At 71.6% G+C, this 20,564-nt stretch carries 18 protein-coding genes and 1 tRNA gene; 12 read left to right on the top strand and 7 right to left on the bottom strand.

Translation table 11 applies throughout. The features are described 5' to 3' along the window. The first annotated feature begins 249 nt into the window (after positions 1–249). Positions 250–924: a Crp/Fnr family transcriptional regulator gene (locus ACIRPT_RS14150; protein ID WP_006604164.1), complete on the top strand. Its 675-nt coding sequence runs from the start codon at positions 250–252 to the stop codon at positions 922–924. A gap of 347 nt (positions 925–1,271) precedes the next feature. Here the strand turns inward: ACIRPT_RS14150 and ACIRPT_RS14145 are convergent, their stop codons facing one another. From ACIRPT_RS14145 to ACIRPT_RS14130, 4 genes are all read right to left on the bottom strand, one after another. Next, positions 1,272–2,102: an MBL fold metallo-hydrolase gene (locus ACIRPT_RS14145; RefSeq protein ID WP_403826707.1), complete on the bottom strand. Its 831-nt coding sequence runs from the start codon at positions 2,100–2,102 to the stop codon at positions 1,272–1,274. Continuing rightward, positions 2,099–3,046 (bottom strand): NUDIX hydrolase, encoded by a 948-nt coding sequence (locus ACIRPT_RS14140; RefSeq protein WP_403826704.1) that lies wholly within the window; start codon positions 3,044–3,046, stop codon positions 2,099–2,101. The genes ACIRPT_RS14145 and ACIRPT_RS14140 overlap by 4 nt, the downstream gene beginning before the upstream one ends. 78 nt (positions 3,047–3,124) lie before the next feature. Continuing rightward, positions 3,125–3,589 (bottom strand): RidA family protein, encoded by a 465-nt coding sequence (locus ACIRPT_RS14135; protein WP_403826701.1) that lies wholly within the window; start codon positions 3,587–3,589, stop codon positions 3,125–3,127. Next, positions 3,586–3,744, bottom strand: a complete 159-nt coding sequence (locus tag ACIRPT_RS14130) for a DUF4177 domain-containing protein (protein WP_003967454.1) — start codon at positions 3,742–3,744, stop codon at positions 3,586–3,588. The genes ACIRPT_RS14135 and ACIRPT_RS14130 overlap by 4 nt, the downstream gene beginning before the upstream one ends. 173 nt (positions 3,745–3,917) lie before the next feature. Between ACIRPT_RS14130 and ACIRPT_RS14125 the strand changes: the two genes are divergently transcribed. Beyond that, positions 3,918–4,979, top strand: a complete 1,062-nt coding sequence (locus ACIRPT_RS14125) for an ArsA-related P-loop ATPase (RefSeq protein ID WP_403826699.1) — start codon at positions 3,918–3,920, stop codon at positions 4,977–4,979. Continuing rightward, complete coding sequence (locus ACIRPT_RS14120) at positions 4,976–6,268, top strand: ArsA family ATPase (RefSeq protein WP_403499023.1); 1,293 nt, start codon at positions 4,976–4,978, stop codon at positions 6,266–6,268. The genes ACIRPT_RS14125 and ACIRPT_RS14120 overlap by 4 nt, the downstream gene beginning before the upstream one ends. Positions 6,269–6,472: 204 nt before the next feature. Here ACIRPT_RS14120 and ACIRPT_RS14115 read toward each other — a convergent pair whose 3' ends face one another. Continuing rightward, positions 6,473–6,814 carry a WhiB family transcriptional regulator gene (locus ACIRPT_RS14115; RefSeq protein ID WP_238574326.1) on the bottom strand — a complete coding sequence of 114 codons (342 nt, stop codon included), beginning with the start codon at positions 6,812–6,814 and terminating at the stop codon, positions 6,473–6,475. A gap of 384 nt (positions 6,815–7,198) precedes the next feature. Between ACIRPT_RS14115 and ACIRPT_RS14110 the strand changes: the two genes are divergently transcribed. Continuing rightward, positions 7,199–9,391, top strand: a complete 2,193-nt coding sequence (locus tag ACIRPT_RS14110) for a transglycosylase domain-containing protein (RefSeq protein WP_403826695.1) — start codon at positions 7,199–7,201, stop codon at positions 9,389–9,391. 149 nt (positions 9,392–9,540) lie between these two features. On the opposite strand, the gene ACIRPT_RS14105 is transcribed toward ACIRPT_RS14110, so the two are convergent. Next, complete coding sequence (locus ACIRPT_RS14105; RefSeq protein ID WP_403826692.1) at positions 9,541–10,005, bottom strand: GatB/YqeY domain-containing protein; 465 nt, start codon at positions 10,003–10,005, stop codon at positions 9,541–9,543. Positions 10,006–10,116: 111 nt separating this feature from the next. Between ACIRPT_RS14105 and ACIRPT_RS14100 the strand changes: the two genes are divergently transcribed. From ACIRPT_RS14100 to ACIRPT_RS14065, 8 genes are all read left to right on the top strand, one after another. Continuing rightward, positions 10,117–11,043 carry a metallophosphoesterase gene (locus ACIRPT_RS14100; protein WP_403826690.1) on the top strand — a complete coding sequence of 309 codons (927 nt, stop codon included), beginning with the start codon at positions 10,117–10,119 and terminating at the stop codon, positions 11,041–11,043. Positions 11,044–11,114: 71 nt separating this feature from the next. After that, positions 11,115–11,780, top strand: a complete 666-nt coding sequence (locus ACIRPT_RS14095) for an integral membrane regulator (protein WP_403826687.1) — start codon at positions 11,115–11,117, stop codon at positions 11,778–11,780. Between the two features lie 12 nt (positions 11,781–11,792). Beyond that, positions 11,793–11,866 (top strand) — tRNA-Pro (locus ACIRPT_RS14090). A gap of 613 nt (positions 11,867–12,479) precedes the next feature. Continuing rightward, a complete protein-coding gene (gene cseB, locus ACIRPT_RS14085; RefSeq protein WP_403826684.1) occupies positions 12,480–13,172 on the top strand; it encodes a two-component system response regulator CseB in 693 nt (230 codons plus the stop codon). Further along, entirely contained in the window at positions 13,169–14,431 is a 1,263-nt protein-coding gene (locus ACIRPT_RS14080) for a sensor histidine kinase (protein ID WP_403827089.1), read from the top strand. The genes cseB and ACIRPT_RS14080 overlap by 4 nt, the downstream gene beginning before the upstream one ends. A 130-nt stretch (positions 14,432–14,561) precedes the next feature. Then, a complete protein-coding gene (locus tag ACIRPT_RS14075; protein ID WP_403826681.1) occupies positions 14,562–15,407 on the top strand; it encodes an ABC transporter ATP-binding protein in 846 nt (281 codons plus the stop codon). 70 nt (positions 15,408–15,477) lie between these two features. Beyond that, positions 15,478–18,039, top strand: a complete 2,562-nt coding sequence (locus ACIRPT_RS14070; protein WP_403826678.1) for an ABC transporter permease — start codon at positions 15,478–15,480, stop codon at positions 18,037–18,039. A 306-nt stretch (positions 18,040–18,345) separates the two neighbouring features. Next, positions 18,346–19,107 (top strand): glycosyltransferase family 2 protein, encoded by a 762-nt coding sequence (locus ACIRPT_RS14065; RefSeq protein ID WP_403826675.1) that lies wholly within the window; start codon positions 18,346–18,348, stop codon positions 19,105–19,107. A gap of 90 nt (positions 19,108–19,197) precedes the next feature. Here ACIRPT_RS14065 and ACIRPT_RS14060 read toward each other — a convergent pair whose 3' ends face one another. Continuing rightward, positions 19,198–20,433, bottom strand: a complete 1,236-nt coding sequence (locus tag ACIRPT_RS14060; protein ID WP_403826672.1) for an amidohydrolase family protein — start codon at positions 20,431–20,433, stop codon at positions 19,198–19,200. Positions 20,434–20,564: the final 131 nt, after the last annotated feature.

Raw genomic sequence — 20,564 nt, 5'->3', positions numbered from 1 at the left:
CGGAATCGCCCACGGCGTTCACTCACTCAGCCCCCCAGTCCCTTGCTCTCACCGGCGTATTGGACACTCGGCCAGACTAAGGCCACCCACTGACATCCGCCCCGACCACTGTGATTCGTGACCCCAATCGGCCCCCTGCCTTATGGCTTGCGGCACCGGTCCGGCAAACTTGTGATTGATCGCACTGTTTTGCATTCCGGCATGATGGGGACCACAGTCCCCCGGAGCATGTCGACAAGGAGAGATCTCGTGGACGACGTTCTGCGGCGCGCACCGCTCTTTGCGGCGCTCGATGACGAGCAGGCGGCCGAGCTGCGCGCCTCAATGGGAGAGGTCACGCTCGCCCGCGGCGACGCCCTGTTCCACGAAGGGGACCCCGGCGACCGCCTCTACGTGGTCACCGAGGGCAAGGTGAAGCTGCACCGCACTTCCCCGGACGGCCGCGAGAACATGCTCGCCGTCCTGGGCCCTGGTGAGCTGATCGGCGAGCTCTCGCTCTTCGACCCGGGCCCGCGCACGGCCACCGCCTCGGCACTGACCGAGGTCAAGCTGCTCGGCCTGGGCCACGGCGACCTTCAGCCCTGGCTGAACGCCCGCCCGGAGGTTGCCACGGCGCTGCTGCGCGCCGTCGCCCGCCGCCTGCGCAAGACCAACGACCAGATGTCCGACCTGGTCTTCTCCGACGTGCCGGGCCGAGTGGCACGCGCCCTCCTGGACCTGTCGCGCCGCTTCGGCGTGCAGTCCGAGGAAGGCATCCACGTCGTTCACGACCTGACGCAGGAAGAGCTGGCCCAGCTGGTCGGCGCCTCCCGCGAGACGGTCAACAAGGCGCTCGCCGACTTCGCCGGCCGCGGCTGGCTCCGCCTGGAGGCCCGTGCCGTGATCCTCCTGGACGTCGAGCGACTGGCCAAGCGGTCGCGCTGACACCGGCACACCGGCTCCTCGAAGGCCTCACAAGGGCCCCGCTACGGCGGGGCCCTTCGCCATTGGTGCACCCTCGCCCACGCACCTCCGATGCCCCCCGCAGGCCAACGAGCCGCGGCCGCCGCCGGGCCACACCCGTGGCCTCCCCGGGCCGCAGCTGACGGGCGACCGGGGCCGGACGCGTACGGGCATGCAGGCGTGAGGGCATGCAGGCACGAGGGCATGAAAGCGTGCGGGCCTACTGGCCTACTGGCCTACTGGCCTACGGACACGATCCCGCCGCCCAGCCCCCCGCCTCCCCCGCTCCGCACGGAAAGCGCGCACCACGCGCCCGGTTTCACACGGGGTCAGATCAGCCCGTGCTCGCCCAGATACTCCAGCTGTGCCCGCACCGACAGCTCCGCGGCCGGCCACAGGGAACGGTCGACGTCGGCGTACACGCTGGCGACGATCTCGCCGGAGCTGCCATGGCCGGCTTCGACCGCGGTCTCCACCTGGGCGAGCCGGTGCGCCCGGTGCGCCAGATAGAACTCCACCGCCCCCTGGGCGTCGTTCAGGACGGGCCCATGGCCGGGAAGAACCGTCGAGACACCGTCGTCGACGGCGAGGGAGCGCAGCCGCCGCAGCGAGTCCAGGTAGTCGCCCAGGCGCCCGTCGGGGTGCGCGACCACGGTGGTGCCGCGCCCCAGGATCGTGTCGCCGGTGAGGACCGCGGCATCGGCCGGCAGGTGGAAGGAGAGCGAGTCCGCGGTGTGCCCCGGCGTGGGCACCACGCGCAGCTCCAGGCCGCCGGTGGTGATGACATCGCCGGCCGCCAGCCCCTCGTCGCCGAGCCGCAGCGCCGGGTCCAGGGCCCGTACGGCCGAACGGGTCAACGCGGCGAACCGGGCGGCACCCTCGGAGTGATCCGGGTGACCATGGGTCAGCAGGGTCAGCCCGATGCGCTTGCCGGCCCGCTCGGCGGTGTCGATGACCGCCTGGAGGTGGGCCTCGTCGAGCGGCCCGGGGTCGATGACGACGGCGAGGTCGGAATCCGGCTCGGCGACGATCCAGGTGTTGGTGCCGTCCAGCGTCATCGCCGACGGGTTCGGCGCCAGCACACAGTGGGCACGCGCGGTGGCCTGCCCCGAGATCACTCCGCCGCGTGGCTGGCCGGGAAGGGCGGCTGCTTCGGTCATCTGGGGGTCCCTCCCGCGGGGCTCGTGGTGCCGGAGGGGCCGTCGGACTCGCCGTCCCCAGGGCCGTCACCGTTCGTGATGCGCTTGGTGAACTCGTCGTGCCCCGGCCAGCTCAGCACGATCTCGCCGTCCACCAGGCGGGCGCGGGCCAGCACCGGCGTCAGATCCTGCGCCTCCGCCGCGGCCAGCGCGTCCGCGGCCGTGCCGTACGGCTGGAGTCTGCGCAGCATCGAGATGGTCGGCGGCATCATCAGCAGCTCGCCGCGGTCGTAGCCGGCCGCGGCCTCCTCCGGCCGGATCCACACGGTCCGATCCGCCTCCGTGGAGGCGTTGCGGGTGCGTTGGCCCTCCGGGAGCGCGGCGACGAAGAACCAGGTGTCGTAGCGCCGCGGTTCGAACTCCGGGGTGATCCAGCGCGCCCAGGCGCCCAGCAGGTCGGAGCGCAGGACCAGGCCGCGGCGGCCCAGGAAGTCGGCGAAGGACAGCTCGTGGGCCACCAGGGCGGCGCGGTCGGCCTCCCAGTCCTCGCCGGTGGTGTCGGCGACGACCGTGTCGGCCGAGGCGCCGGCGAGCAGCACCCCCGCCTCCTCGAACGTCTCGCGCACGGCCGCGCAGACGATGCTCTGCGCGGTGGCCGGGTCGACGCCCATCCGGACCGCCCACTGGGCGCGCGAGGGCCCCGCCCAGGCCACCGGGCGCTCGTCGCGCGGGTCGACGGAGCCCCCCGGATACGCGTACGCGCCTCCGGCGAAAGCCATGGAGGCGCGTCTGCGCAGCATGTGAACGGCGGGGCCGTGGGAGCCCGAGCCGGCGGCGGCGTCGCGCAGCAGCAGGACGGTCGCGGCCCGCCGGGGTGTGGCAGGTGTCAGCTCGCCGCTCGCGAGCGCCCGGATGCGGTCCGGCCACTCCGGCGGGTACCACTGGCCATTGGTCGTCGACGACATGGCCGGATGCTATGCGCTCGCGCGCGGATGTTCGAGGGCCTGTTGGTCCCCTTGGCCGCTATTCGACGTCCAGGGTCGTTATTCGGCGATCTCGACCTGAATCTCGACCTCGACCGGTGCATCGAGCGGCAGCACCGCCACGCCGACCGCCGACCGGGCGTGCACGCCCTTGTCGCCCAGGATCTCGCCCAGCAGCTCGCTGGCGCCGTTGACGACACCCGGCTGACCGGTGAAGTCCGGCGCGGAGGCCACGAACCCGACGACCTTCACGACGCGCTGGACCTTGTCCAGGTCACCGGTCACCGACTTCACGGCGGCCAGGGCGTTGAGCGCGCAGATCGCGGCGAGTTCCTTGGCCCGCTCCGGGCTGATCTCGGCGCCCACCTTGCCGGTGGCCGGCAGGGCGCCGTCCACCATCGGCAGCTGGCCGGAGGTGAAGACGTACGCACCGGAGCGCACCGCGGGCTGGTACGTGGCCAGCGGCGGCACGACCTGCGGCAGCTTCAGGCCGAGCGCCGCGATCTTGTCTTCCGCCGTGCTCACGCCTTCTCCCGCTTCAGGTAGGCCACCAACTGCTCGGGGTTGTTCGGGCCCGGCACGACCTGGACCAGCTCCCAGCCGTCCTCGCCCCAGGTGTCCAGAATCTGCTTCGTCGCGTGCACGAGCAGCGGCACGGTCGCGTATTCCCACTTGGTCATGGGCCGAGGGTAATACCTGTACGGGGCGGCGGCGGACGCCGTCCACGCGCGGTCCCGGGGGTGCGTTCCCGGCGTGACCCTGACTTGTCCCGGAAAAATGTTCAGCTGATCTCCGGGTCATCCCAGGCGTATCCCGTGCGTATCCGCGACACGGACTGGTTAGGCTCCTTGGCGTGAGCAGGCTCCATGTCGTCAGCGGCAAGGGCGGCACCGGCAAGACCACGGTCGCCGCTGCCCTCGCCCTCGCCCTTGCCACGGAGGGGCGCCGTACCCTCCTGGTCGAGGTCGAGGGCCGCCAGGGCATTGCCCAACTGTTCGAAACCGAGGCGCTTCCGTACGAGGAGCGCAAGATCGCGGTGGGACCGGCGTCGGAAGGTGCCTCGCGGTGGGGGTCCCCTCGGACAGAAGCCGCGGGAGACACGCCCGTCGGCGGTGGCGGGCGACGCGCGGGCGGCGGCGAGGTCCATGCGCTGGCCATCGACGCCGAGCGCGCCCTCCTGGACTACCTCCAGATGTTCTACAAGCTGGGCAGCGCCGGCCGGGCGCTCAAGAAGCTCGGCGCGATCGACTTCGCCACCACCATCGCGCCGGGCCTGCGGGACGTCCTGCTGACCGGCAAGGCGTGCGAAGCGGTCCGCCGCAAGGACAAGAACGGCAGGTTCGTCTACGACGCCGTCGTGATGGACGCCCCGCCGACCGGCCGCATCACCCGCTTCCTGAACGTCAACGACGAGGTGGCGGGCCTGGCGAAGATAGGCCCCATCCACAATCAGGCGCAGGCCGTGATGCGGGTTCTCAAGTCGCCCGAGACCGCGGTCCACATGGTGACCCTCCTGGAGGAGATGCCCGTCCAGGAGACCGCCGACGGCATCGCCGAGCTCCGCGCCGCCGGCATCCCGGTGGGCGGCATCGTCATCAACATGACCCGCCCCGCCCTGCTGGACAACGGCGACCTCGACATCGCCGCCCGCGAGGCGCGTACGGGCATCGCCAAGGCGCTCTCCCAGGCCGGCCTGGGCGGCGCGCGGCGCGGCGGGCTGGCGGAGCGGCTGATCGACCCGCTGCTGGAGCAGGCCCGCGAGCACGCCGAGCGGGTCGAGCTGGAGCGCACGGAACACGCCGAGCTGAAGGCGATCGGCCTGCCCACCTTCGAGTTGGAGCTGCTCCCCGAGGGAGTGGACCTCGCCGGGCTCTACCGCCTGGCGAGAGACCTGCGGAAACAGGGGCCCATATGACCTCGGACGACACGAACCTGGACGCCTCGGCCCCGTGGCTCGAGGTCGACGCGCTGCTCGACGACCCGCGCACCCGCATCGTGGTGTGCTGCGGCTCGGGCGGCGTCGGCAAGACCACGACCGCCGCGGCGCTGGGCGTACGGGCCGCCGAACGCGGCCGCAAGGTCGTCGTGCTGACCATCGACCCGGCCCGGCGGCTGGCGCAGTCGATGGGCATCTCGGAGCTCGACAACGTCCCGCGCCAGGTCAAGGGCGTCGACGAGGCCGCGGGCGGCGAACTGCACGCGATGATGCTGGACATGAAGCGCACCTTCGACGAAATCGTCGAAGGCCATGCGGACGCCGACCGGGCCCGCGCCATCCTGGAAAACCCGTTCTACCAGTCGCTGTCGGCCGGTTTCGCGGGCACTCAGGAGTACATGGCCATGGAGAAGCTCGGCCAGCTCCGCGCCGGCGACGAGTGGGACCTGATCATCGTCGACACCCCGCCGAGCCGCTCCGCGCTGGACTTCCTGGATGCGCCCAAGCGCCTGGGTTCCTTCCTGGACGGCAAGTTCATCCGCGTTCTGATGGCGCCCGCGAAGGTCGGCGGCCGGGCCGGCATGAAATTCCTGAACGTCGGCATGTCCATGATGACGGGCACCCTCAGCAAGCTGATGGGCGGTCAGCTGCTGCGCGACGTACAGACCTTCGTGGCCGCGATGGACACCATGTTCGGCGGCTTCCGCACCCGCGCGGACGCCACCTACCGGCTGCTCCAGGCGCCCGGCACGGCATTCCTCGTGGTCGCCGCGCCGGAGCGGGACGCGCTGCGCGAGGCGGCGTACTTCGTCGAGCGGCTGGCCGCCGAGCAGATGCCGCTGGCCGGTCTCGTACTGAACCGCGTACACGGCAGCGGAGCCGCCCAACTGAGCGCGGAGCGCGCGCTGGCCGCCGCGGAGAACCTCACGGACCACGCCGAAAATCTTGAACCGGACGGCATTGTCGATCATCACAACGGGCAGGCTGCTTCAGGAACCGCCGGCGGCCTCTCCCCCGCTGCCGCGGCGGAGCAGGTGCCGTCCACGTCGGCCTCAGCGGCGCAACTAGCCGCCCGGCTGCTACGACTGCACGCGGAACGCATGCAGGTCCTCGCGCGCGAACGGCGCACACGGGATCGCTTCACCGCGCTGCATCCCGAGGTCCCGGTGACCGAGGTCGCCGCGCTGCCCGGTGACGTCCATGACCTCGCCGGCCTGCGCGCGATCGGCGACCGTCTCGCGCTGGGCCCAGCCGAAACCGACGACTGACCACCGCAACGGGCCGCCCATAGCGGACCGTCCGCAACGGACCACCGGCAGCTGGCCACCGACACTCGGCCCGCGATCACTTGGACGAACCCACCGGCATGGTGGCTCACCGCCTCAGCGACCCGCCGGCCTCACGGCCCGCTGACCTCGCGACCCGTACACCTCGCGACCCGGAGGCCACTTCGGCTTCGACTTCGACTCCGGCTATCCGACCGCGGCGTACTCGTCGAAGGCCTCGTCCTCGCAGTCCACGGGCAGGATGCCCGTGCTGCGCTCGTATTCCGTACGCGCTGTCTCCAGCAGCCGGCGCCATGACGTCACGGTCGGCCGACGGCGCAGCAGCGCCCTTCGCTCCCGTTCCGTCATACCGCCCCACACGCCGAACTCCACCCGGTTGTCCAGGGCATCGGCCAGGCACTCCGTACGCACCGGACAACCGGTGCACACCGCCTTGGCGCGGTTCTGAGCCGCCCCTTGTACGAACAATTCATCCGGATCGGTAGTGCGGCAGGCTGCCTGTGCACTCCAGTCGGTTACCCAGCTCATGCTGGCGCCGTCCTCTCCCGAATCGAGGCTCCCCCACGGCGGCAAGCGGCATATTCACCGTTGCCAGTTGAGGACGTTACGGAAGGCAGGCAGGGCGCAACACCCCCTTCGGGCCCAATCTTGAATGGCCCGAACGGACTATGCGTACGCGGCAGATCACCCAACGGAGTGACCGGACGGCATACGTCGCTTTCCGTCCAAGTCCGGACACTTCACCGTGGACACACGGGATTTCTGGCGACAGAAGGGGGCAAGAGGGGCAGGGTCCGCACAGAGAGAGGGGGTTGACGAACCGAGGCGTAACCATCCCGCTGTGACAGGTGAGACCAGGCTAAGCGAACAGGTGCACCCCTGTCCGGCGATTCAGAACGTAGGGTTGTCCGCATGGCTAAGAAGCGCGATGGCGGAGGTCTGTCCAAAACCCAGACCGCCGCCAAGTTCCTCGGTGTCAGCGTCCTCGCCGGAGCTGTGCTCGCCGGCATCGCGCTGCCCGCCGCCGGGGCCCTGGGCCTGGCGGCCAAGGGCTCGGTCGAGGGTTTCGACGACATACCGGCCAACCTGAAGACGCCACCGCTCAGCCAGCGGACCACCATCCTGGACGCCAAGGGCGGCGAGATCGCAAAGGTCTACTCCCGCGACCGCACGGTGGTGGGCCTCAAGGACATCTCGCCGTACATGCAGCAGGCGATCGTCGCCATCGAGGACGCCCGCTTCTACCAGCACGGCGCCGTCGACCTGAAGGGCATCCTGCGCGCGCTCAACAAGAACGCGCAGTCGGGCGGTGTCGCCCAGGGCGCCTCGACGCTGACCCAGCAGTATGTGAAGAACGTCTTCATCGAGGAGGCGGGCGACAACCCCGACAAGGTCGCGCAGGCCACGCAGCAGACCCTCGGCCGCAAGGTCAAGGAGCTCAAGTACGCGATCCAGCTGGAGAAGGAGCTCGGCAAGCGCAAGATCTTGCAGAACTACCTCAACATCACCTTCTTCGGGCAGCAGGCGTACGGCATCGAGGCCGCCTCGCAGCGCTACTTCAGCAAACCCGCCAAGGACCTGAAGCTGGAGGAGGCGGCCCTGCTGGCCGGCATCGTGCAGTCGCCGAGCCGCTACGACCCGGTGAACGACCCGCAGGAGGCGACCCGGCGGCGCAATGTCGTCCTCCAGCGGATGGCCGATGTGAAGGACGTCACCCAGGCACAGGCCCACGCGGCCGCCCAGAAGCCGATCCAGCTGAAGGTCAGCCGCCCCAAGAACGGCTGCATCACCGCCGTGGACGGCGCGGGCTTCTTCTGTGACTACATCCGCAAGGTCTTTCTCAACGACAAGACTTTCGGAAAGAACCGGAAAGCCCGTTCCAAGCGCTGGGACGAGGGCGGCATGACGATTCGCACCACCCTCGACCCGCAGACCCAGCAGGCGATCCAGAAGTCGGTCAGCGATCACGTCAACGAGGACGACCCGGTCGCCAGCGCCGCAACCATCGTCGAGCCGGGCAGCGGCAAGATCCTCGGCATGGGCCAGTCCCGCCCGTACGGCCTGGGGCCGCACGAGACCCAGATGAACCTCTCCGTGGACCACGACATGGGCGGCGGCGCCGGCTACCAGCCCGGTTCGACCTTCAAGCCGGTGGTCGCGGCGGCCGCACTGGAGCAGGGCACCAGCCCGTACCAGAAGTACTCCTCGCCGTACCGGATGCAGTATCCGAGCCCGGTGCAGACGTGCAACGGCGAGTGGCAGGGCTCGGAGGCCACCCAGAACGAGAACAAGTCGGAGGTCGGCCCGTACGGCATGAAGGAGGCGACCGCGAAGTCGGTCAACACCTACTTCGTGCAGCTGATCAGCGACATGGGTATCTGCCCCGCGGTCAAGATGGCCCAGAAGATGGGCATCGAGCGGGCGGACGGCAAGCCGTTGCAGCAAGTTCCGTCGATGACGCTGGGCGTGCAAGAAATGTCGCCACTGACGATGGCCGCCGGCTACGCGGCGTTCGCCAACGGCGGCGAGTACTGCTCCCCCATCGCCATCGAGTCGATCAAGGACGCGCGGGGCAGGGCGATGGCCGTGCCGCAGAGCAGCTGCCGCAGCGCGATGTCCAAGAGGACCGCGGACACGGTCAACACGCTCCTCAAGGGCGTCGTCCAGGACGGCACGGGCCAGAAGGCGGGCCTCAAGGGCCGCGACAGCGCCGGCAAGACGGGCACCAGCGACAGCCGCTACGCCGCCTGGTTCGTGGGGTACACCCCGAACGCGGCCGGCGCGGTGTGGGTCGGCGACCCGCAGCACCAGCGCAAGATGTACAAAATCAACATCGGCGGCGTCTACCACGACAAGGTCTACGGCGCCGACACCCCCGGCCCCATCTGGCGCGACGCGATGACCGGCGCCCTGGCGAACCGCCCCGCACCGGCCCTGTCCACCGTCCCGATCAATGATCCGGACAAGGGCAAGGGCGACGGCGGTAAGGGCAAGGGCAGGCCCCGGCCCGGCCGGGGGCACGGCGGCGGCGACAACAAGCCGGGCGGCGGATGGCACATTCCGGGCTTTCCGGACGTACTGGGCGGCGGCAACGGCGGCTGGTAACTCCCCCGTTGGGCGCCCGGCGGCCGCCCGCAGAACGGACCGGCCGCCACGCCGACGACATGGAGAAGGGGCGCCCTCCCAAGGAGGGCGCCCCTTACTCATACGGTCGAGCGGGCGGCGCGGCCTCGGCCCGCCCCCGCCCCGCGGGCTCAGCCCGCCAGCAGCTTCTTCACCACCGCGGCCACCCGGCCGCCCTCGGCCCGGCCCGCCACCTGCGGGTTGACGATCTTCATGACGGCGCCCATCGCCCGCGGCCCCTCGGCACCGGCCCCCTTGGCCTCCGCCACCGCCGCCGCGACCAGCTGCTCCAGCTCGTCGTCGCTCAGCTGCTTGGGCAGATAGTCCGCGAGCACCTCACCCTCGGCGCGCTCCCGCTCCGCCGATTCGGCCCGGCCGCCCTTCTCGAACGCCTCCGCGGCCTCGCGGCGCTTCTTCGCCTCCCGCGTGATGATCTTCTCGACCTCGCCGTCGGACAGCTCGCGCGCCTCGGTGCCCGCGACCTCCTCCTTCTGGATCGCGGTCAGCGTGAGACGGAGGGTGGAGGAGCGCAGCTCGTCGCGCCCCTTGATCGCGGTGGTGAGGTCGTCCTGCAGCTTGGACTTGAGCGTGGTCATGCCGTCGAGTATGCCCCCACCCACCGACTACCGCCGCGCCTTTTCCCCGCGGGCCCCGCCCCGGCCACCTCCCGTTCCTCCATCCCGCCGCTCCTCTGCAACGATGGGTACATGCGCGCGCGATACGGAGTACCCCTGACCCTGACCGCAGTCGGCGCGGCCGGCCTGGCCTACGCCGCCGGCTTCGAAGTCCGCTCCTTCCGCCTCCGACGCGTCACCGTCCCCGTACTGCCCCGCGGCATGCGGCCGTTGCGCGTCCTGCAGGTCTCCGACATCCACATGGTCGGCGGACAGGGCAAGAAACAGCGCTGGCTGCAGTCGCTGGCCGGACTGCGCCCCGACTTCGTCATCAACACGGGCGACAACCTCTCCGACACCGAGGGCGTCCCGGAGACGCTGGACGCCCTGGGCCCGCTGATGGAGTTCCCCGGCGCGTACGTCTTCGGCTCGAACGACTACTACGGCCCCAAGCCGCGCAACCCCGCCCGCTACCTGCTCGAGAAGGTCCAGGGCCGGCACGGCCTCAACGGCAACGCGCCCGTCGTCGGTGCCGTCCACAACCCCTGGGAAGACCTCCGCGACGCCTTCGACGCGGTGGGCTGGGTCGGCCTGTCCAATTCCCGCGGCCGCCTCAAGCTGGAGGGCCTCGAGATCGCCCTGACCGGCCTGGACGACCCGCACATCAAGCGCGACCGCTACTCCGAGGTGGCCGGCGGCCCGGAATCCGGCGCCGACCTCTCGCTCGCCGTCGTCCACGCCCCCTACCTGCGCTGCCTGGACGCCTTCGCCGCCGACGGCTATCCGCTGATCCTGGCGGGCCACACGCACGGCGGGCAGCTGTGCATCCCCTTCTACGGCGCCCTGGTCACCAACTGCGACATCGACACCGGCCGCGTCAAGGGCCTGTCCACCCACACCGCCGGCGGCCGCACCTCCTACCTCCACGTCTCCGCAGGCTGCGGCACCAACCGCTACACCCCGGTCCGCTTCGCCTGCCCCCCGGAGGCGACGCTGCTCACCCTCACCGCGCGCGACTGAGCGGCGGGAGGGGCGCCGCCGCGCGGCCCCGCCCCTCCCCCGCCCGGGGGTCCGCCCCCTAACGTGGAGGAATGTCCGACCCCACCCGGACCTCGCAGTCCACGCGCCACGCGGCCGGCCCGGCCGGCGCCGCCGCCCGGACCCCGGCCGCGGCCGTCGCCCCCACCGTCCGCCGCCCCCTCGCGGCCGCCGTCCGCGCCCTGATCGCCGCGACCGCCCTCACCGGCCTCGCCCTCACGGCCGCCTCGTACTCCTACCCGCCGCGCCTCCTCGCCGACTTCACCGTCCAGGCCGGCCTCGCCGCGGCCCTCGGCTTCGCCCTCTGCGCCCACCGCGCCTGGACCGGCCGCCGCCCCGTGTCCCCCCGCCTCACCGGCGCCCTCGTCGTCTTCCTCTCCCTGGCCGCCCTCACCCACCACCTCACCCCACCCACCGACACCACCAACCCCCTCCTCACCACCGCCACCCCCCTCGGCGCCCTCATTGACTGGCTCCTCCTGACGGCGCCCCGCGGCTTCCGCCTGCCCTACGCCTGGCAGTGGCCCGCCTACCCCCTCCTCCACCTCTCCCTCACCACCCTCATCGGCTCTCACCCCCGCCCCCTCTCCACCACCCTCACCATCGCCGCGAGCGCCTGCCTCCTCCCCCCGATCGCCCTCGCGATCGACCAGGTCAGACCCGCTCCCCGGCTCAACAGGAACCGGATTTCGCCTACGGGGATCAGTCCGCTAAAGTAGAGCTCGTTGCTTCGGGGTGTAGCGCAGCTTGGCAGCGCGCTTCGTTCGGGACGAAGAGGTCGTGGGTTCAAATCCCGCCACCCCGACTGAAGAAACAACAGGTCAAGGGCCTGATCCTCACTGAGGATCAGGCCCTTGCTGTGTCTCCGGTGATCGCCATAGAGGGACCCGGGAGGGGATCTTGGTTGGGATTCTCCCGGGAACGGGCGGGCGGGCTCGCCGCTCGGCCGAGGCCGGGCGCGGACGGGCTTGAACGCCCACAGATCTGACGTAACGTCACCGCACCACCCGTCGGGGCGCCTCTTTCCCTGCCGAGATACGGACCGGCCTGCTGCCTTGCGCGGGGATTTGTATCCGGTGCGTATCAGGGAGCGCTTGGCTGTCCATCGGATCGGGGCGCCGGGCCACAGGGGAGAGGGTTTGCGGGGAGCCGCGGTGTCATGGGGCCGGCGCCCTTCCGAGCCGTGAGGCCCGGGCTGACCTGCATGTTCGTGACGGGAGAGGGTTCCTGGGCGGGTGCCGCGTGTCCCTCGGGCGACGCGGTCGCCGCGCGCGGTGTCTGTCGTATCGTTCGTTTCGGGTCGCCGGTGCGAGTGTGAGTGCCGGGACCGACTGGCATCTCGCCCGGATCGTCCGAACAGGAGTCGTCCGCCCGTGTCCTCGTCCGCCCCGGCTGGGGCCTCTTCGCGGCCCGTTCGCGTGTTGCTGGTGGAGGACGACGAGCTGATGCGCCGGTCCTTCAGCGTCGCTCTGGAGCGCTACGGCTACGAGATGACGGCCGCGGCCGACGGTCTTACGGGGCTCGAACTCTTCCGGGACGAGGACTTCGACCTGCTGATCCTGGATGTGATGCTGCCCGGTCTGGACGGGATCGGACTGTGCCGCAGGGTCCGGGAGACCAGCCTGGTGCCCGTCCTGATGATGTCCGCCCGTGGGGACGGGCTCGATGTCGTCGCCGGTCTGGAGGCCGGGGCGGACGACTACGTGGTCAAGCCCGTGGACACCTACGTACTCGTGGCACGCATCCGTTCGCTGCTGCGGCGGGCGACCTACGCGCCCGCCCCGGGACCCGAGCGCGCCGCGGACGAGGGGCCGCCGTCCGCGGGGGAGGTGCTGGCCTTCGGGGACCTGACCATCGACACCGGCGGCCTGGAGGTGTTCGTCTCGGGAAGCCCGGTGGCGCTGACCCCGACCGAGCTGAAGCTGCTGCTGGAGTTCGCCGCCCACCCGGGTGTCGTACTGGAGCGGCACACCCTGCTGCGCGACGTCTGGGAGTACGGCTGGGACGGCGACAGCCGGGTCGTGGACCTGTGTGTGCAGCGGCTGCGCAGGAAGCTGGGCCGGGACCGGATCGAGACGGTCCGCGGCTTCGGCTACAAGCTCAGGCGCTGACGCCGGTGCGCCCGCTTCACCGGCTGCGGCCGGCCCGCGCGTCCCTGCGCTGGAAGATCGCCGCACTGGCCGCGGCCACCGCCTGCCTGGTCGCGGCGGCGGTGGGGGTGCTGGTGCACCTGTGGACCGCGCAGGACATCCGCGACCGGGCCCAGGCGCAGGCCCTCAACACCCTCTACTCCGCGATGGACGTCTACCGGCGCACCGGAACGCTGACGGATGGCGCCGCGCTCGATCCGGCCGAGCTGCCCGCCGCGCTGCGGCACCCGCCCGACAGCAACCGGCATGCGGCCGACGACGGGCGCGTCGAGGGAAATCTGGGGCCGAGTGTCTGGGCGGCCCAGCGGACCGGCGGCCCGGGCAGCCGAGTGCTGGCCATCCGGGTCAATATGAGCCCGGAGCTCTACGGTCTGCGCCGGCTCGACGTGAGTATGGCGGTGGCCTCGCTGGTGGCGCTCGGGGCGGCCGTGCCCCTGGCGGCCTACGGTGCCGGGCTGCTCGGCCGCCGGCTGCGGCGGGTCTCCGAGACCGCGGGCCGGATCTCCGCCGGCGACCTCGACGCCCGGACCGGGCCCACCAAGGGCCACGACGAGGTGACCGACATCGCCGCCACCGTCGACCTCATGGCCGACAGCCTCGGCCAACGCCTGCGCACCGAGCGCCGGTTCACCGCGGACGTGGCCCACGAGCTGCGCACGCCCGTCGGCGGTCTGCTGGCCGCCGCCGACCTGCTGCCGTCCGGTGAGACGGAGGATCTGCTCCGTGCCCGGGTGCGCGATCTGCGCGGTCTGGTCGAGGATCTGCTGGAGATCTCCCGGCTGGACGCGGGCGCCGAACAGCCGGTCCGTGCCCGGGTGCCGCTCGGCGCCGTCGTCTCCGAGGCCGTGGCGCGTACCGGGCTCGACACCGAGGTCACGGCTGCCGAGACGGAAGCCGATCGGAGCGTGGAGACCGACCCGCGCCGCCTGGAGCGGATCGTCAGCAATCTCGTCGTCAACGCCCACCGGCACGGGCAGGCCCCGGTGCACGTCGCCGTCGAGGGCCGTACGGTCGTCGTGCGCGACCACGGCCCCGGCTACCCGGCGGACCTGCTGCTCCACGGCCCGCGCCGGTTCCACACGGGCGCGACGGAGCGCGGCTCGGGCCACGGCCTGGGCCTGACCATCGCGCTGGGCCAGGCCCGGCTTCTCGGCGCCGAGCTGCGCCTGGCCAACGCCCCGGACGGCGGCGCCGTCGCCACCCTGCGCCTGCCGGACTGACCGGCCGGAACGCGGCCCCTACAGAACTGCTACGAAGCGGCGCGGCCGCCGATACACAGCGGCCCAGGCCCCGATACGTTCCCCGGACACCCTTCGGAATGCACCCTTCCGCACCCGAGAGGAGTCCCCCGTGACCGCCAACTCCCTTGCCCCGTACGCGCCGCACACCACGCCCGGGATCGCTGCCGCCGCCACCGACCTGACGAAGACCTACGGCAGCGGCGACACCCAGGTCGTAGCCCTGGACCGGGTCAGCATCGACTTCCGGGAGGGCGAGTTCACCGCGATCATGGGGCCCTCCGGCTGCGGCAAGTCCACCCTGATGCACTGCGTCGCCGGGCTCGACTCGCCCGGCTCCGGCTCCGTACGCGTCGGCACCACCGAACTGAGCACGCTCAACGACCGGCAGCTCACCCAGCTGCGCCGCGACCGGATCGGGTTCATCTTCCAGGCGTTCAACCTGCTGCCGACGCTGACCGCGCTGGAGAACATCACACTGCCGATGACCATCGCCGGACGCCGGCCCGACCGGCAGTGGCTGGACCGCGTGATCTCCATGGTCGGCCTCTCCCAGCGCCTCGACCACCGGCCCGCACAGCTCTCCGGCGGGCAGCAGCAGCGCGTCGCGGTCGCCCGCGCCCTGGCCTCCCGGCCCGCGATCATCTTCGGCGACGAGCCCACCGGCAACCTCGACTCCCGCACCGGGGCCGAGATCCTCGGCTTCCTCCGCGACTCGGTGCGCGAACTCGGCCAGACCGTGGTCATGGTCACCCACGACCCGGTCGCCGCCGGCTTCGCCGACCGCGTGGTCTTCCTCTCCGACGGCCGCCTGGTCGACGAGATGGCGCACCCCACCCCGGACCGGGTCCTGGACCTGATGCGGCGTTCTTCCGGGGAGCGTTCCGGTGGGCCTTCCGGGGCGAGCCCCCAGGCCCCCCAGGCCCCCGCCGCCGACGCCCGCTCGCGCACCAGCTGACCCGCCCCGCCCCAGGACCGAACCCGCCACCCGCTCGCATCCGTCGAGCCCACGTCCCCGAAAGCTACCCATGCTGAGAACAGCCCTGCGCAACATCCTGGCGCACAAGGCCCGTCAGATCATGACCGTCCTCGCGGTCTGCCTGGGCGTCGCGTTCGTCAGCGGCACCCTTGTCTTCGCGGACTCCACCGCCGAGGCCCACCGCGCCGCCGCGTCGAAGAGCTTCGCCGACATCGCGGTCTCCGTGACCGCGAAGGAGCCCCCGCCGGGAGCCGCCGCGAACCGGCCGGCCGGCGTCCTCGACGACGCGCTCGCGCGAAAACTGGCCGGCGTACCCGGCGTCGCCGCCGTGCGCCCGTCGGCCGACGGCTCGGCCGCCCTGAACGCGGCGGACGGCACCCCGCTGCGGGTCAGGCCGGGGGCGAACCCGGCCGCCGGCTACGTACCGGGCAAGGACGGCAAGGACAGCCGCTACCCGCTGGCCGAGGGCCGCGCCCCGGCGCACAGCGGTGAAGTCGCCGTGGACAGCGGCACCGCCGCCGCCGGCGGCTTCCGTATCGGCGACGCCATCACGCTGGCCACCGACGGCCCCGTCATGACCGAGCGGCTCGTCGGCATCGTCACCACCAAGGACACCCGGGTGACCGCCGGCGGCACCCTCGCCCTGTTCGACAAGGCCACCGCCCAGAAGCTGTTCGCGTCCCCGGGCCACTACACCGGTATCGATCTGTCCGCCGCGCCCGGCACCGACCAGTTCGAGCTTTCCCGCCGGGTCACCGACGTGCTCCCGGCCGACCGGGCCGAGGCCACCACCGGCGCCGCCCAGGCCGATCAGCAGGCCATCCTCGTCGACACCCTGACGCGGGGCTACGAGAAGATACCGATGGTCTTCGCCGGGGTCTCGCTGTTCATCGGCTCGTTCCTCATCGCCAACACCTTCACCATGCTCGTGGCGCGGCGCACCCGTGAGATCGCGCTGCTGCGGGCGATCGGCGCCTCGCGCCGCCAGGTGGCACGCTCCGTCCTCCTGGAAGCCCTCCTGGTCGGCCTCGTCGCCTCGGCGGCCGGTTTTCTGCTCGGCCTCGGCATCGCCTCGGTGCTGCCCGACGTCCTGAGCACCGGCGAAAACACACTGCCGCACGGCCCCCTGGTGATCGGCCCGCGCTCCGTCGTGGCCGCGCTCGGCGTGGGTGTCGGCGTCACCGTGCTCGCCGCGTGGCTGCCGTCCCGCAGGGCGGCGAAGGTCGCGCCCGTCGAGGCGATGCGCACGGCCGAACAGCCGCCGTCCGCCGCCCGGTCCCGGATCCGCGCCGCGACGGGCGTTGTCCTCCTGGTCCTCGGCGCCGGTTGGCTGATCTCGCTCTCGGGGGCGAAGGACGCCTCGGAGCAGAACCTGCGGAGCGCGATGCTCGGCTGCGGTCTCTTCGTCGCCGCCCTGATCGTCCTTGCGCCGCTGCTCGCCGTCCCGGTGATCCGGCTGACCGGACGGCTGAGCGGCCGCTTCGGGATCACCGGCCGGCTCGCCCGGGAGAACGCGCTGCGTGACCCGCGGCGCACCGCGGCCACCGCCGCCACCCTGCTGATCAGCACCGCACTGGTCGCCGGCCTCGCCGTCATCGGAAACTCCACCGGACAGGCCCTCGACCGCCAGGCCGCGGCCGGCCTCGGCGCCGACTACGTGATCGGCTCCCGCACGCCCACGACCGGCGTCGACCCGGCCGCCGTACGACGGGTGGCCGGCACCTCCGGGGTGCGGACCGCGAGCGCCGTCACGGACTCCACCCTGTTCACCGGCGGCGGCACCGAGGACATCTCCGGCGTCGACCCCGACACCGTGAACGACGTCATGAAGCTCGACTTCGTCAGCGGCTCCGTCAAGGATCTCGGGCCGGGCCGGATCGCCGTCTCCCGCACCCTCGCCCGGGAAAACGGCGTGACCACGGGCGGCCGGCTCAACGCCCGCCTCGGCCGCGGCCAGGAGTTCAAGAAGTACACCGTCGTGGGCGTCTACCAGGACAACCCCATCGCCCACGACGCGCTCGGCGCCCGCAGCGAGGTCGCGAAGAACAGCTTCGTTCCCGGCTCCGTCCAGCGGATCCTGGTCCGCACCGACGGCGGCACGGTCTCGAAGAGCACCGAGGAGCGCCTGCGCACCGCCGTGGGCAACAGCCCGCTGCTGAAGGTGCAGGACCGCGAGGCACTCGTCGACGAGGCCGCCGGCACCATGGCCGACCTGCTGAACGTGATGTACGGGATGCTCGCCATCGGCACCGTGATCGGCGCGCTCGGCATCGTGAACACCCTGGCCATGTCCGTCGCCGAACGCACCCGCGAGATCGGCGCGCTGCGCGCCCTCGGCATGGACCGCGCCGGCATCCGCCGGATGATCCGTCTGGAGTCGGTGACCGTCGCCGCGTTCGGCACCCTCCTCGGCCTGGCGGGCGGGCTGTTCGGCGCCTGGGCGGTCGGCTCACTGGCCAACGGCGCGATGGAGCAGTACTCCCTGGCGCTGCCCTGGGGGACGCTGCTCCTCGTGTGCCTGGCCTCCCTCGCGATCGGCGCGATCGCGGCGACCGTCCCGGCCCGCCGGGCAGCCGCCCTGAGCCCGCTGGAGGCCGTCGCGGAGGCATGACGCGGGGGCATGACGCGGGGGTCGCGCTCAACGCATGTGCCGGGCCGGGCCTCGGAGGCTCGGCCCGGCACCGTTACGTCACCGCACCGACGCGCGCGACCGGAGACGCCCGCGCCCGGTCGGGCCGACCACCGGAGACCACCCGCACCCGGATGGGCGACGCCGCCTTCGCCCGCTGTTCGTAAGCTGGTGCCGCCTGGCCGGCGAGCCCGCCCCCGAGGCCTGATCGGCGCGTGCCGTCGGAGAAGGGCCTCGCGGCCGAGTTCGGAATTGCTGTTCACCCTCCCCTGGAAAAGTGGTGACGCCGTGCGTCGGCGCATCATCATCGTCACTGCCGTTCATGCGCCTTCGGCCCGCTTCCTGCCGGACGCGTACACGTCGTTGTGCCGGCAGGACCTGCCCGAGGGGTGGGAATGGCACTGGGTCATCCAGGAGGACGGGAAGAGCGATCAGGTTGCCCCGCACGTCCCGGAGGATGAGCGCGTGACCTTCCGTCAGGGGCGCCCGGGCGGGCCCGGCGTCGCCCGCACCATCGCCCTGTCCCAGGCGGACGGCGAATACGTCAAGGTCCTCGACGCCGACGATCAGCTGCCGCCCGGCGCGCTGGCCCGCGATCTGGCCGCGCTCGAGGCCGACCGGAGCCTCGGCTGGACGACGTCGCGGGTCCTCGATCTGCTGCCGGACGGTTCCACGGCCGGCTTCCCCGGGGACCCCGAGCCGGGGCCGATCGAGCGCGGGACCGTGCTCGACTTCTGGAAGGCGAACGGTTTCCGCGCCCAGGTGCACCCCGCGACCCTCTTCGTCCGCCGCGATCTGCTTCTTGCCCTCGGCGGCTGGATGGCCCTGCCGGCGTCGGAGGACACGGGGCTGCTGCTGGCGCTGAACGCGACGAGCCGCGGCCACTTCTCGCCCGAGGTCGGGCTCCTTTACCGGAAGTGGCCCGGGCAGGCGACCGCTCAGGCGTCACACACCGAAGCCGCGGAGCGCGAGGCGCGCATGGCGGTCGTGGAGGCACGGGCGCGGGAGCTGGCGCGCCTCCGGTGGAGCTACTCGGCAGCTTCGAACTGACGCGGGCCTCCGGGCGGTCGCCGTGGGCGGCCGGCAGCCGCTCCCGGGCGCCCACCGCACCCGGCGGCACCCCGCCGCTCCGCCCCCGGCTCAGCCGATGCCCGCCGTCCGGTCCCGGTCGAACGGCAGGTCCAGCATGCGAATGGCGTTCCCGCGCATCAGCTTGTACGTCACCTCGTCGGAAAGGCCCCCGACGTGCTCCGTCGCGACCTCCTTCGTGTGCGGCCAGGTCGAGTCGACGTGCGGGTAGTCGGTCTCGAACGTCGCGTTGTTCACCCCTACCGTCTCGATCGACTCGACGCCGTGCCGGTCGCGGAAGAAGCAGCAGAAGATCTGGCGGTAGTAGTACGTCGACGGCGGTTCGGGCACGAGGTCCTTCACGCCGCCCCAGGCCCGGTGCTCCTCCCATACGTCATCCGCCCGCTCCAGGGCGTACGGGATCCATCCCATCTGCCCCTCGCTGTACGCCAGCTTCAGCCGGGGGAACTTCACGAGCACGCCGCTGAAGAGGAAGTCCATCATCGAGGCCATGGCGTTGTTGAAGCTCAGGGACGCCTGCACGGCGGGCGGCGCGTCCGGTGAGGCCGCCGGCATCTGGGACGACGAGCCGATGTGCATGTTCACCACGGTGCCGGTGTCCTCGCACGCCGCGAAGAACGGGTCCCAGTAGCCGGAGTGGATCGACGGCAGCCCCAGGTACGTCGGGATCTCGCTGAACGTCACCGCCCGGACGCCCCGCGCCGCATTGCGCCTGATCTCGGCGACCGCGAGGTCGATGTCCCACAGCGGGATGAGGCACAGCGGGATGAGCCGGCCGCCGCTGTCCCCGCACCACTCCTCGACCATCCAGTCGTTGTAGGCGCGGACGCAGGCCAGCCCGACCTCCTTGTCCTCGGCCTCCGCGAAGGTCTGACCGCAAAACCGCGGAAACGTCGGGAAGCAGAGGGACGCCTCCACGTGGTTGACGTCCATGTCCTCGAGCCGCGCCTTGGGATCCCAGCAGCCGCGGCGCATCTGGTCGCGGGTGATGCCGTCCAGGGTCATCTCGTCGCGGGAGAAGCCGACGGCCGCGATGATGCGCTTGTACGGGAAGAGCAGGCCCTCGTACTCCCACCAGTCGGTGATCTGGCCTTCCGGGTCGGTGGTGAACCGGTACTTCCCGCCGACGTACTGCAGCTCCCCGATGCCGGCCGTGAACGGCTTCGGCCCCCTGTCCTGGTACTTCTTCGGAAGCCAGGTCTCGAAGAGGTGCGCGGGCTCGATCACGTGGTCATCCACGCTGATGATCCTGGGGAGCTCCGTCACGCCACTGCCGTTGCTGATCACGCTGTACCCCCAACTGCCCGCCGACTCGGCTGGGCCCTATCTGACGGTCCATCAGTTTTCAGGTTATGGGCCGACCCTCGTGACCACAAGAAGCGCGAGGAAACCGCACCCCTTGCCAGATCCGGGGAGTT

This window comes from Streptomyces sp. NPDC101227 (assembly GCF_044767545.1).
Classification (GTDB): domain Bacteria; phylum Actinomycetota; class Actinomycetes; order Streptomycetales; family Streptomycetaceae; genus Streptomyces.
Note: the sequence above shows the minus strand (reverse complement) of the source record. Positions and strands in the feature narration are given on the sequence as shown.